This window comes from Serratia sp. BNK-10 (assembly GCF_047456065.1).
Classification (GTDB): Bacteria; Pseudomonadota; Gammaproteobacteria; order Enterobacterales; family Enterobacteriaceae; genus Serratia; species Serratia ureilytica.
Map to the genome: position 1 here is coordinate 2,053,113 of NZ_CP179894.1, position 11,874 is coordinate 2,064,986.

At 57.6% G+C, this 11,874-nt stretch carries 12 protein-coding genes and 3 tRNA genes; 4 read left to right on the forward strand and 11 right to left on the reverse strand.

Features of this window, described 5'->3' with window-relative positions:
* Positions 1-15 precede the first annotated feature (15 nt).
* The 7 genes from ACMGG9_RS10170 to ACMGG9_RS10200 all read right to left on the reverse strand — a co-directional run bounded on the left by ACMGG9_RS10170 (position 16) and on the right by ACMGG9_RS10200 (position 4,622).
* Entirely contained in the window at positions 16-252 is a 237-nt protein-coding gene (locus tag ACMGG9_RS10170) for a major outer membrane lipoprotein (protein ID WP_004931354.1), read from the reverse strand.
* 308 nt (positions 253-560) lie between these two features.
* On the reverse strand, positions 561-1,973 hold the full coding sequence (pykF, locus tag ACMGG9_RS10175; protein ID WP_033642909.1) for a pyruvate kinase PykF: 1,413 nt from the start codon (positions 1,971-1,973) through the stop codon (positions 561-563).
* A gap of 393 nt (positions 1,974-2,366) precedes the next feature.
* The gene (locus ACMGG9_RS10180; protein ID WP_099782863.1) at positions 2,367-2,672 is read right to left on the reverse strand and encodes a cupin; all 306 of its coding nucleotides are present in this window, start codon (positions 2,670-2,672) and stop codon (positions 2,367-2,369) included.
* A 121-nt stretch (positions 2,673-2,793) separates the two neighbouring features.
* A tRNA-Val gene (locus ACMGG9_RS10185) sits at positions 2,794-2,870 on the reverse strand.
* A 20-nt stretch (positions 2,871-2,890) separates the two neighbouring features.
* Positions 2,891-2,967 (reverse strand) — tRNA-Val (locus tag ACMGG9_RS10190).
* A 20-nt stretch (positions 2,968-2,987) separates the two neighbouring features.
* A tRNA-Val gene (locus ACMGG9_RS10195) sits at positions 2,988-3,064 on the reverse strand.
* Between the two features lie 181 nt (positions 3,065-3,245).
* Positions 3,246-4,622, reverse strand: a complete 1,377-nt coding sequence (locus ACMGG9_RS10200) for an MATE family efflux transporter (protein WP_033652604.1) — start codon at positions 4,620-4,622, stop codon at positions 3,246-3,248.
* Between the two features lie 239 nt (positions 4,623-4,861).
* Between ACMGG9_RS10200 and ACMGG9_RS10205 the strand changes: the two genes are divergently transcribed.
* Both ACMGG9_RS10205 and ACMGG9_RS10210 read left to right on the forward strand, forming a co-directional pair.
* The gene (locus ACMGG9_RS10205; protein WP_033642912.1) at positions 4,862-5,512 is read left to right on the forward strand and encodes a riboflavin synthase; all 651 of its coding nucleotides are present in this window, start codon (positions 4,862-4,864) and stop codon (positions 5,510-5,512) included.
* 54 nt (positions 5,513-5,566) lie between these two features.
* The gene (locus tag ACMGG9_RS10210; RefSeq protein ID WP_033642913.1) at positions 5,567-5,860 is read left to right on the forward strand and encodes an I78 family peptidase inhibitor; all 294 of its coding nucleotides are present in this window, start codon (positions 5,567-5,569) and stop codon (positions 5,858-5,860) included.
* Between the two features lie 72 nt (positions 5,861-5,932).
* On the opposite strand, the gene cfa is transcribed toward ACMGG9_RS10210, so the two are convergent.
* Together cfa and punC are read right to left on the reverse strand one after the other, a co-directional pair.
* The gene (gene cfa, locus ACMGG9_RS10215; RefSeq protein ID WP_033642914.1) at positions 5,933-7,084 is read right to left on the reverse strand and encodes a cyclopropane fatty acyl phospholipid synthase; all 1,152 of its coding nucleotides are present in this window, start codon (positions 7,082-7,084) and stop codon (positions 5,933-5,935) included.
* A gap of 344 nt (positions 7,085-7,428) precedes the next feature.
* Complete coding sequence (gene punC, locus ACMGG9_RS10220; RefSeq protein ID WP_033652603.1) at positions 7,429-8,640, reverse strand: purine nucleoside transporter PunC; 1,212 nt, start codon at positions 8,638-8,640, stop codon at positions 7,429-7,431.
* Positions 8,641-8,763: 123 nt separating this feature from the next.
* Between punC and punR the strand changes: the two genes are divergently transcribed.
* Positions 8,764-9,720, forward strand: coding sequence for a DNA-binding transcriptional activator PunR (punR, locus tag ACMGG9_RS10225; RefSeq protein WP_033642916.1), 957 nt, complete (start codon positions 8,764-8,766; stop codon positions 9,718-9,720).
* Here punR and purR read toward each other — a convergent pair.
* Positions 9,708-10,733 (reverse strand): HTH-type transcriptional repressor PurR, encoded by a 1,026-nt coding sequence (purR, locus tag ACMGG9_RS10230; RefSeq protein ID WP_004931336.1) that lies wholly within the window; start codon positions 10,731-10,733, stop codon positions 9,708-9,710. The genes punR and purR overlap by 13 nt on opposite strands.
* A 321-nt stretch (positions 10,734-11,054) precedes the next feature.
* On the opposite strand from purR, the gene ACMGG9_RS10235 reads away from it, so the two are divergent.
* The gene (locus tag ACMGG9_RS10235; RefSeq protein WP_094143265.1) at positions 11,055-11,144 is read left to right on the forward strand and encodes a YnhF family membrane protein; all 90 of its coding nucleotides are present in this window, start codon (positions 11,055-11,057) and stop codon (positions 11,142-11,144) included.
* A 64-nt stretch (positions 11,145-11,208) separates the two neighbouring features.
* Here the strand turns inward: ACMGG9_RS10235 and sodB are convergent, their stop codons facing one another.
* Positions 11,209-11,787, reverse strand: coding sequence for a superoxide dismutase [Fe] (gene sodB / locus ACMGG9_RS10240; protein WP_004931333.1), 579 nt, complete (start codon positions 11,785-11,787; stop codon positions 11,209-11,211).
* Positions 11,788-11,874: the final 87 nt, after the last annotated feature.

Sequence of the window (11,874 nt, forward strand, 5' to 3'; positions counted from 1 at the left end):
ATAACCAAAGCTATCTTACTTTTTGTAAGCGTGAGCTTGGTTGTCCAGACGCTGGTTAGCGCGTGCTGCGTCGTCTTTAGCCGCTTGAACGTCAGAACGCATTGCGTTCACGTCGTTGCTCAGCTGATCAACTTTAGCGTTCAGAGTCTGAACGTCAGAAGACAGTTGATCGATTTTAGCGTTGCTAGAGCAGCCAGCCAGCAGAGTGGAACCCAGGATTACCGCGCCCAGTACCAGTTTAGTACGATTCATTATAACACCCTCTAGATTGAGTTAATCTCCATGTAGCGTTACAAGTATTACACAAACTTTTTTCGAAAGAGAATAATTTTTTAGTGTTGAGGTGCTTTATTTTGATCGTTCGCTCAAACTTGCATCTGGTTTTACAAATTAGTTAAAAAAACGAGGGAAAACAGCCGGCTTCCATGGGACTACTCCGATTTGTTATTAGCTAAATAATGAGCAGATCGCGGTTGCGTTTTGAGAAAAATAGTTTACTGCCGATAAAAAAAACGCCGCAAAGCGGCGTTTTGATCAAGATAATTATGTCACGTTTTATATTACAGCACGTGTACCGAGGCGGTGTTGGTGGTGCCGCTCGGCACCAGCGCGCCGGAAACCATCACCACGACGTCGCCTTTTTGCGCCAGGCCGCTGGCCAGCGCGGCTTCTTTACCAATGCGGTAGAAGTCATCGGTGGAGGCGATTTCTTTGACCATCTGCGGGATAACGCCCTTGCTCAGCACCAGCTGATGCGCGGTGGTCTGGTTGGTGGTCAGCGCCAGGATCACGGCGTTCGGGAAGTATTTACGCACGGATTTCGCTGACTTGCCGCCGCTGGTGGCGACGACGATCAGCGGCGCGTCCAGTTTTTCGGCGGTTTCAACCGCGCCGCGGCATACCGCTTCGGTGATGCGCAGCTTGCGGCGATCGTTCAGGGTATCGATGCGGCTTGGCATCACGCGATCGGTGCGTTCGCAGATGGTCGCCATGATGTTGACCGCTTCCAGCGGGTATTTGCCCTTGGCGCTTTCGCCGGACAGCATGACGGCGTCGGTGCCGTCCAGAATGGCGTTGGCGACGTCACCGGCTTCCGCACGGGTAGGGCGCGGGTTCTTGATCATGGAATCGAGCATCTGGGTGGCGGTGATCACCACTTTACGCGCACGGTTGCATTTTTCGATCATCATCTTCTGGGCGAAGATCACTTCTTCTACCGGGATTTCAACGCCCAGATCGCCGCGGGCAACCATGATGCCGTCGGACGCTTCGAGAATTTCGTCGAAGTTGTTCAGGCCTTCCTGGTTCTCGATCTTGGAGATGATCTGGATCTGCTCGCCGCCGTGCGCTTTCAGGTGCTCGCGGATCTCCAGCACGTCGGAGCGTTTACGGATAAAGGACGCCGCCACGAAGTCGACGCCTTGCTCGCAGCCGAAGATCAGGTCGCGTTTGTCTTTCTCGGCCAGCGCAGGCAGTTGGATGGACACGCCCGGCAGGTTGACGCCTTTGTTCTCGCCCAGGTCGCCGTTGTTCAGCACCTTGCAAACGACTTCGTTCTCGGTCACGTTGGTGACTTCCATGCCGATCAGGCCGTCGTCAACCAGCACGGTGTTGCCGATCTTCAGGTCGGCGGCGAAGCCGGCGTAAGTCACCGCCACGCGTTCGCTGTTGCCGATCACGCTCTGGTCGGTGGTGAAGGTGAAGGTTTGGCCGGCGACCAGAGAGGCGTCTTTGCCGCCTTCCAGTTTCATGGTGCGAATTTCCGGGCCTTTGGTATCCAGCAGGATGCCGGCGTTGATACCGGTTTTCGCCATCACGGCGCGCATGTTCTTGATGCGGTTGCCGTGCTCTTCATAGTCGCCGTGAGAGAAGTTGAGACGCATCACGTTCATGCCCGCATTGAGCAGGTTGGTCAGCATTTCTTCCGATTCGGTTTTTGGACCGATGGTACAAACAATTTTGGTCTTTTTCATGGCGGAGTTTTCTACAAGTTGTGATGGATAAAAAAACGAATTTGACCGGCGTTGTTTACGCCGATAGGGAATTTGAGCCGTGCCTGGTGGTGAAAAACATAGTTAAGGATAGGTGACGACAGTTGATGTGGGGCGGAAAAATTCAGCCCGCGCGGGGGCGCGGGGATGCTGCGCAACGGGGTGAGATTAAATCGTGTTGTTATTGCGTTTTCGCAGATCAAGGGCTGAAACCATTCAACTGATAGACGTTGCGCATTATAAAGGCTAAGCGGCGGGAAACAAAATAAAAAACCGCGGCGGTGCGGCGGATATGTCAAAACGAGGGCAAATGTGGCGCAAATGCAACGCGTTGCGTACAGCTTGTTGCGCAAATAACCTTGCTGTAAATGCGGCTTAGCGCGTTTGCGGGATTTCCAGCAGCACACCGGCGCTCAGGCAGAAGCAGCCGCTGGCGACGTTGGCCGGCAGGGTCAGGCTCTCGCCGGCCCGCACTATCCGCGTGTCGCCGCCGAGGGTGAACTCGAATTCACCCGATATCACCCGGGTTTGCAGCGCGTGCGCGGGCTTTTGCAGCTGGCCGAAGGCCCCGGTCTCGAAACGCACTTCCGCTGCCGGCGAACCGTCGCTCATCACGCCTTCACGACGGGCAAGGCCATTGTCGAGCGGTAAAAAGGGGGTGTTGGCGGTGAAGGTGGTCATGTGGCGTTCCTGATGGCTGATGGCGGTAGTTCGGCGCAATCGACATGAAAAATCGAGCGGTCGGGCAGAGACGAAACAGCGAGAATTATAACGCGATAGGGGGAGAGGTGAATCAGCAATATGGTGCGTCCGAGTGGACTCGAACCACCGACCCCCACCATGTCAAGGTGGTGCTCTAACCAACTGAGCTACGGACGCACTGCACTGCTTCTGAAATTTGGTGCGTCCGAGTGGACTCGAACCACCGACCCCCACCATGTCAAGGTGGTGCTCTAACCAACTGAGCTACGGACGCACTGTACTGCTTCTGGAATTTGGTGCGTCCGAGTGGACTCGAACCACCGACCCCCACCATGTCAAGGTGGTGCTCTAACCAACTGAGCTACGGACGCATCTTTTCCTGTCTGTCATGGCTGACAGCGGGGACGAATATTAACGAGCTACCCGCGTGCTGGCAAGGGGAAAAACGCAATTTTATTCGGTATTTCACGCGATTGCTGAGGTTGTGCGCAGACAGGCGTTTTTTTCCGCAACCCGCTGCCCGGCCGGGGAGAAAACCGGCCGGGAACGGACTCAGCGGGTAGAACGCTGCAGGATGACGGTGGTCGGCTGTTTCTGCAGCCAGCGCATGCGCAGCGCCATCATGATGGCGGCGAAGGTCAGGCCGATGATAAAGCCGATCCAGAAACCGCTCGGCCCCATCGCCGGCACCACCGCATCGGTCAGCGCCAGCAGATAGCCGCTCGGCAGGCCCAACACCCAGTAAGCGATGAAGGTAATGAAGAAGATCGCGCGAGTATCTTTATAACCGCGCAGCACGCCGCTGCCGATCACCTGGATTGAATCCGAGATTTGATACAGCGCCGCCAGCAGCATCAGCTGCGAGGCCATCGCCACCACCGCCGGGCTGTCGTTGTACAGCAGGGCGATCGGTTCGCGGAAGGTGGCGGTAAACAGCGCAGTGCAGACGGCCATGGTGATGCCGACGCCGATGGCGGAGTATGCGGCGACGCGCGCGCCTTCTACCGACCCTTCTCCCAGACGATAACCGACGCGAATGGTGGCGCCGACGCCCAGCGACAGCGGCAACACGAACATCAGCGCGCTGAAGTTAAGCGCGATCTGGTGGCCGGCGACCGCGACGATCCCGAGCGGCGACACCAGCAGCGCCACCACGGCGAACAGGGTGACTTCGAAGAACAGCGCCAGCGCCACCGGCATGCCGATGCCGATCAGGCGCTTCAGCGCCGCCCAGTCCGGGCCGCCGAGATCGCCTGCCTGGCGCTTGATGTCGCGCTGCGACGGCGCGCGCTTCACGTACCAGCGCATCATCAGGAACATGATCCAGTAGACGCTGCCGGTCGCGACGCCGCAGCCCACGCCGCCCAGCTCCGGCATGCCGAACTTGCCGTAGATGAAGATGTAGTTGATCGGGATATTCACCAGCAGGCCGAGGAAGCCGATCACCATGCCGGGCTTGGTTTTGGACAGCCCTTCGCACTGGTTGCGCATCACCTGGAAGAACAGATAGCCCGGCGCGCCCCACATGATGGCGTGCAGATAACCGACGGCTTTATCCGCCAGCTGCGGATCGATGTTGTGCATCATGTCGATGACGAATTTGCAGTTATACAGCACGACGATCAACAGCACGGAAACGCCGGAGGCCAGCCAGAAGCCCTGACGCACCTGATGGGCGATACGATCGCGACGGCCGGCGCCGTTTAACTGGGCGATCACCGGGGTCAGCGCCAGCAGCAGGCCGTGGCCGAACAGGATGGCCGGCAGCCAGATAGAGGTGCCGACCGCAACCGCCGCCATATCGGTGGCGCTGTAAGCGCCGGCCATGATGGTATCCACCACGCCCATGGCGGTTTGCGAGATTTGCGCGATGATCACCGGGATAGCGAGAGCCAATAAACTACGCGCTTCAATTAAGTACTTCTGCACGCATACACCTTTCTATTTTATATATGTGGGAGGGAGGGCTGCCGCGAGAGGACAACAATTAAAATAGCGGAATTTTGTCAAAAATATTGTACCTGCTCGGCGTCGTTAAGCAAACGCCGCAGATAAATAGTTATTAAATGCGCAGGGACGCGTTTTTTGCCGTCGCGGATTTGGTTTTCAGCGCCAACTGGGGCAAACTGCCGGAAGCGTTTTAATCTATTGAGTAAGAAGAGGCACATATGTTCACCGGTATCGTACAAGGCACCGCGCCGCTGGTCGCCATTGATGAGAAACCCAATTTCCGCACCCATGTGATCGAGATGCCTGCAGAACTGCTGCCGGGGCTGGAGCTGGGCGCGTCGGTGGCCCATAACGGCTGCTGCCTGACCGTCACCGCGGTGGAAGGCAACCGCGTCAGCTTCGATTTGATCAAGGAAACGTTGCGCCTGACCAACCTCGGCGATCTGGCGCTGGGCGACATCGTCAATATCGAGCGCGCGGCGAAATTCAATGATGAAATTGGCGGTCATTTGATGTCCGGCCATATTATCTGCACGGCGGAAGTGGCCAAAATTTATACCTCTGAAAATAACCGTCAGGTATGGCTGCGCATGCCGAATGCGGAATTGATGAAATATGTGCTGCACAAAGGTTTCATCGGCATCGACGGCATTAGCCTGACCATCGGCGAAGTGGTGAATAACCGTTTCTGCGTGCATCTGATCCCGGAAACCCTGGAGCGCACTACGCTGGGTAAAAAACGCCTGGGCGATAAGGTGAACATCGAGATCGATCCGCAGACGCAGGCGGTAGTGGACACCGTCGAACGCGTGCTGGCCAATCGGGAAGCGACGCTGGCGGCGGCGGTGGCGCCGGCGCACAAAGACTGACAGCGATTCGGGCGTTGCCGCCGGAGTCGAATCATAAGCAGAGAGGAGAAACGCGTGAAGTTTTATGGGAAAACGTTGTTGTTAACCGCGTTGCTGGCGCTGAGCGCCTGCAGCAGTTCACCTGAGCAGGGCGGCGGCGCGCAAGTGGCCGATGCGGACGATACCTGCGGCGCTTCGCAGTATCAAAACTACGTCGGCAAGCCGATGACGTCGCTGGAAGGCGTGCGGATCGAATCCAAGGTGCGCGCCATTCCGTACAACTCTGCCGTCACCATGGATTTCAACCTGCGCCGTCTGAACTTCCTCGGCGATAGCAACGATAAAATCATCCGCGTTTACTGCGGCTAAGCCGCCTCGTTCGAAAGAGCAAAAAAAGCCCCGGCGATGAGGTTGCAGGGGCTTTTTTTATTAGGGGAGCGTTCAGCGTGCGACGCGGATGCCGCCTTCAACGCCTTTCGGGCTGAACACCACCTGCCACAGCTGCAGGTCGCGCGCCCGAAACGCGCCGGCGCAGGCGTTCAGGTAATAGCTGAACATCCGCTCGAAGCGCTCGGAATAACGCGGAGCAAGCTGCGGCCACGCCTGTTTGAAGCGCTCGAACCAGGCCATCAGCGTGCGATCGTAGTCGGCGCCGATGTTGTGCCAGTCTTCCATCACGAAATGGCCTTCGCTGGCCTCGGCGATATGCCTCACCGAGGGCAGGCAGCCATTCGGGAAGATATATTTGTTGATCCACGGATCGACGTTCATGTCGGTCTTGTTGGAACCGATGGTGTGCAGCAGGAACAGGCCGTGCGGCGCCAGATTGCGCTCTACCACGTTGAAATAGGTGCGATAGTTTTTGGGCCCGACGTGCTCGAACATGCCGACCGAGACGATGCGATCGAACTGCTGATGCAGATCACGATAATCCTGCAGCAGGATCTGCACGTCCAGCCCGGCGCAGCGTGCCTGAGCCAGCTTCTGCTGCTCGGCGGAAATGGTCACGCCGACCACCGACACGCCGTAATTTTTCGCCGCATAGGCGGAGAGGCCGCCCCAGCCGCAGCCGATGTCCAGCAAGCGCATGCCCGGCTGCAGCTGCAGTTTTTCGCAGATCATCCGCAGTTTCGCTTCTTGCGCTTCCTCCAGCGTGGCGGCGTCTTTCCAGTAGCCGCAGGAGTACTGCATGTAAGGATCGAGCATCAGCGTAAACAGATCGTTGCCAAGATCGTAATGCTCTTTGCCGACGATCCAGGCGCGCTTTTTCGATTGCAGATTGGTCAGGCGCGCCGCGGCGATACGCAGGGTATCTTTCAGGTGGTGGGGGAGCTTCTTCTCCAGCCCGGCGCTGACCACGCGCTGGAAGAATATATCCAGCCGCTCGCATTCCCACCAACCATCCATATAGCTCTCGCCGAGACCCAGGGAGCCTTGCTGCAAAACGCGTTTAAAGAATTCGGGGTTTTTAACCTGAATATCGAAAGGGCGCGATCCGTTAATTTCGATACCGGCCAGACCGAGCATTTCGTGCGCGATACGGTACCACTGGTTATCCTGGATGCTCAGATCTTCTATACACGATGAACTCATAGCTTCTCCATCACCTTCTTCTGACTGATGACCCGTTAGGAAACAGCTTAGACAATTTCTGCGGGTGCATACGTATACCGACGGGAAATAAGCCCGCGGCGTCTGATATCCGACTATGAACAGAGGAAATTTAAAGAAGCGACCCGACGCAAACGGCGCAGGATAAACGCCTCTTCAAAAAAAGAGTGTGACGCAAGACGCGTACACAACAGCTAATTGAGATATAGAGATTATAAGGTGTTACTTTACAAGGTTGTTTTTGAGTATAGGCGCGCCGAGGCATTGACTCAACTGTAAATCGCACTCGGCACGCATATTCTTTAAGTGATTATTTAGCTTGGCAATTATGACGCTGAGTTAGCATGTTCGCGCGGCGTTTCTTGCGGCGCCTTGGCCGCTTTTCCCCGCTGCAGGAAATACCCCAGCGCGGCCAGTATCACCGTGGACACCATCACCGTCACCGTCGCCAACAGCGGCTGCGCAATAAACGTCGATACCAGCATGCTCGCCACGAAACACAGCCCCAGCTGCAGCGTATTTTGCAGCGCGGCGGCTTTGCCGCTGCTGTCCGGGAACGGCATCAGCGCGTTGGCCACCATGATCGGATAGCCGGCGCCGTTGACCAGCGCCATCACGCAGAACGGGATCAGGAGCGTGGTGAGCGTCGGATTGGTCAGGGTCGCCACCAGATACAGGGCCACCATGCTGACAGCATAAGCTACCAGCAGCCACGGCAGCAGGGTTTTGCCATTGATGCGCTTGAGCGCGGCGCGGCACCCGTAACCGCCCAGCAGGAAGGCCAGCGTCTGCGGCACATAGCTCAGGCCGATGTCGCTCGGGCCGTAGCCCATATCACCGAGGATAAACGGCGAGCCGGTCAGCCAGGCGAAGAAACCGGCCGAACAGGCGGCGTATATGGCGACATTGCCGCTGAATACCGGGGATTTCAATAATTGCCAAAAACTGACGCTGCTTTTTGGCGCGTCGACGGCGGGTTTTGGCCTGGCGTTCTCTTTGAGCAGCAGCGTCGGCAGCAGCAACAAGGCGGTGATGGCCAGCAGCACGGCGAAGATCGCGCGCCAGCTGGCGTGGTTCAGCAGCCAGGCGCCCAGCAGCGGCGCCAGCGCCGGCGATAGCGCCACCAGCGGCATGATGGTGGCGAATACGCGGTTGGCCTGGCCTTCACGATAGCGGTCGACCACCAGCGCTTGCCAGATGGCGGCGGCGGAACAGACGCCTATGGCCTGAATAAAGCGCAGTATCCAGAGCTGCGCGGCATTTTCCACCCACAGCATGCCCAGGCAGCCGAGCGCGAACAGCGTCAGGCCAATCAACAATACCGGTTTGCGCCCCAGACGGTCGGAGAGCGGCCCCCACAGCAGCTGCGCGAAGGCGAAGCCGGCCAAAAAGATGCTCAGGCTGGCGCTGACCGCGCCGGCGGAAATTTGCAGTTCCTCCCGCATGGCGCCGAAGGCGGGCAGGTACATATCGGTCGCCAGATAACCCAGCATGCTCAGGCCGGCGAGGTAGAACATAAAACCAAAGGAATTTCGCATGGTATTTCTCGTTAATATTTTAGTGTCGCAGGTTTTTAGCGCCGGCCAGTGTATCCGGCTGGATCTCTGCTTGTGAAACGGTAATATTTGCAAAGTGCTGTTAAAAAAATTGAAGGCAAAGCGATGTGGTCTGAATATTCTCTCGAGGTCGTTGATGCGGTGGCGCGCACCGGCAGTTTCAGCGCGGCGGCGCAGGAGCTGCACCGGGTGCCGTCGGCGGTAAGTTATACCGTGCGGCAGCTGGAGCAATGGCTGGCGGTGCCGCTGTTTGAGCGGCGTCACCGAGATGTGGAACTGACGCCGGCCGGCGCGCTGTTTATCAAGGATGCGCGAGCTGTTATCAAAAAAATGCTCGACACCCGCCGCCACTGTCAACAGGTGGCCAACGGTTGGCGCGGTCAGCTGAATATCGCGGTGGACATCATCGTCAAACCGCAGCGCAGCCGCCAGCTGGTGCTGGATTTCTACCGCCATTTCCCCGACGTCGAGTTGATGCTGCAACCCGAGGTGTTTAACGGCGTGTGGGATGCGTTGGTGGACGGCAGGGCGGACATGGCGATTGGCGCCACCCGCGCGGTGCCGGTCGGCGGCGGCTTCGCTTTCCGCGACATGGGGGATATGAACTGGCTGTGCGTAGTCAGCCCACAGCACCCGTTGGCGCAGCTGGCAGGGCCGTTGAATGACGATCGGTTGAGGCCGTACCCTGCGCTTTGTCTGGAAGACACCTCGCGCAATCTGCCCAAGCGCGTCACCTGGACGCTGGATAACCAGCGGCGGCTGGTGGTGCCGGACTGGACCTCGGCGCTCGACTGTTTGTGCGCCGGATTGTGCGTCGGCATGATGCCGGCGCATCTGGCGCTGCCGCGGGTGCAGCGCGGTGAGCTGAAGGCGTTGCAGTTGCAGCAGCCGTTTCCCGCCAGCCCCTGCTGCCTGACCTGGCAACAGGATAAACCGTCACCGGCGATGAGCTGGCTGCTGGCGTATTTGGGCGATGGCGAGACGCTGAATCAGGAGTGGCTGAGTGAGGCGGCACCGGAAGCCGCGCCGGCTTCCGGTAGGGAGGACGATCAGCGGCGGTAGTCGATGAACGGACCGTCGGCGACCGAACGGCGTTCGACCAGCTTCGGATGCACTTCGATCACCTGCGATTCTTCGCGCTTGCTGATGATGCGATCCAGCAGCATGGTGAAGGCCATTTCGCCCAGACGCTCTTTCGGCTGATGAATGGTGGTCAGCGCCGGGGTGAAGTAGCGGGCGTTGCGCACGTTGTCGTAGCCGATCACGGAAATATCCTGCGGCACCCGCAGCCCCAGTTCGTCGGCGGCGCAGATGGCGCCCATCGCCATGATGTCGCCGCCGCAGAATACCGCGGTCGGTCGCTGTTTCTGCGACAGAATTTGATGCATCGCCTTGTAACCGGACTCCGGCTCGAAGTCACCCTGGACTATCCACTCTTCGCGAATATCGATATGCGCTTCCTGCAGCGCCTTCATAAAGCCCTGATGACGGCCGCCGCCGGTGTTGCGCGACAGCTGGCCCGGGATAGCGCCGATATCGCGGTGGCCGCGCTCGATCAGGTAACGGCCGGCCAGATAGCCGCCTTCGAACGCGTTATCGATGATGGTGTCGGTGAAGTCGCCGCGCGCGGCGCCCCAGTCCATTACCACCATCGGGATGTTGCGGTAGTCTTCCAGCATGCCCAGCAGCTGATCCGGGTATTCGGAACACATGACCAGCAGGCCGTCGACGCGCTTTTGCGCCAGCATCGCCAGGTAGGCGCGCTGTTTGTCCAGATTGTTGTGCGAGTTGCACAGGATCAGGGTATAGCCTTTGCTGTAGCAGCTGTTTTCCACCGCCTCGATCACTTCGGCAAAGTAGGGCGCTTCGCTCGAGGTGGCCAGCAGACCGATAGACTTGGTGTGATTGACTTTCAGGCTGCGCGCCACGGCGCTCGGCGAGTAGTGCAGCTCTTTGATGGCGGCCCACACGGCCGCTTTGGTCTCTTCGGCGACGAAACGAGTCTTATTGATGACGTGCGAAACGGTGGTGGTGGAAACGCCCGCGCGTTTGGCCACATCTTTAATCGTTGCCATGTAAGGAATGACTCCTGAACTCACATGTTTACAGCATGTAAGTGTGATGTTAATCGTTTGCCTACGTAGATCCTTCTCCAGAGAAGCGAAAACTGAGTTTTTAGTGTTGAAGTCGTCAGCGCTAATCAGGAGGGGCATGAATGCCGGTACGCAGTTGTGAACTGCGAATTTTGTCGCATATTGAACAAAAGTGGAAGAGGTAATCGAGATTATAAACCGGGAAATGATAACAAGATTTTATCGGCGAACTGTGGGAAAATGATTTGACGTACTAATTGTGCGCCTTTTATCCTTAGGAAAGCCCATTTTAAAGGAGTTGTCATGGATACCGATCTGAAGATGTCGCTGTTCACCACCGTTTGCGCATTGGCGATGATCATCGCTTTCAGCTTTGTCGCCGCGTTGAACTGATTTCCCGCCAGTTTTAAAAAAGGCGCAGCCAAGCTGCGCCTCATCACTTAGGCAAGGCCTGCGCTTACGCCAGGTTTTCCGCCGCGAAGGTCCAGTTGACCAACGCCCAGAAGTTTTCCAGGTATTTTGGACGCGCATTGCGGTAATCGATGTAATACGCGTGTTCCCACACGTCAACGGTCAGCAGCGGTTTGTCTTCGCCGGTCAGCGGGGTTGCCGCGTTGGAAGTGTTGACGATCGCCAGCGCGCCGTCCGGTTTTTTCACCAGCCAGGTCCAGCCGGCACCGAAGTTTTTCACGGCGGCATCGGTGAACTGCTCTTTGAACGCAGCGAAAGAGCCGAAGGATTTGACGATCGCCGCCGCCAGTTCGCCCTGCGGTTCACCGCCGCCCTGTGGCGACAGGCAGTGCCAGTAGAAGGTGTGGTTCCACACCTGCGCGGCGTTGTTGAACACGCCGCCGTTAGAGGTCTTGATGATCTCTTCGAGCGATTTGCCTTCGAACTCGCTGCCTTTCACCAGGTTGTTCAGGTTAACCACGTAGGTGTTGTGGTGTTTGCCGTAGTGGTATTCCAGGGTCTCGGCGGAGATGTGCGGCTCGAGCGCGTTTTTCTCATACGGTAATGCAGGTAATTCAAACGACATTGCTTCCTCCTTTACGGCGCCATTCAGCTTCTCGCCGGGGCGAACGCCGGATGGGCCGTTTTTTATTGTGGTCATTCAATCTTAACA

Excerpts from the sequence above, each read along its gene's own strand:
- ACMGG9_RS10205 (WP_033642912.1), top strand. The coding sequence starts at position 4,862 with ATGTTCACCGGTATCGTACAAGGCACCGCGCCGCTGGTCGCCATTGAT.
- ACMGG9_RS10180 (WP_099782863.1), bottom strand. The coding sequence starts at position 2,672 with ATGACCACCTTCACCGCCAACACCCCCTTTTTACCGCTCGACAATGGC.
- sodB (WP_004931333.1), bottom strand. The coding sequence starts at position 11,787 with ATGTCGTTTGAATTACCTGCATTACCGTATGAGAAAAACGCGCTCGAG.
- purR (WP_004931336.1), bottom strand. The coding sequence starts at position 10,733 with ATGGCAACGATTAAAGATGTGGCCAAACGCGCGGGCGTTTCCACCACC.
- punR (WP_033642916.1), top strand. The coding sequence starts at position 8,764 with ATGTGGTCTGAATATTCTCTCGAGGTCGTTGATGCGGTGGCGCGCACC.
- ACMGG9_RS10170 (WP_004931354.1), bottom strand. The coding sequence starts at position 252 with ATGAATCGTACTAAACTGGTACTGGGCGCGGTAATCCTGGGTTCCACT.
- pykF (WP_033642909.1), bottom strand. The coding sequence starts at position 1,973 with ATGAAAAAGACCAAAATTGTTTGTACCATCGGTCCAAAAACCGAATCG.
- cfa (WP_033642914.1), bottom strand. The coding sequence starts at position 7,084 with ATGAGTTCATCGTGTATAGAAGATCTGAGCATCCAGGATAACCAGTGG.
- ACMGG9_RS10235 (WP_094143265.1), top strand. The coding sequence starts at position 11,055 with ATGGATACCGATCTGAAGATGTCGCTGTTCACCACCGTTTGCGCATTG.
- punC (WP_033652603.1), bottom strand. The coding sequence starts at position 8,640 with ATGCGAAATTCCTTTGGTTTTATGTTCTACCTCGCCGGCCTGAGCATG.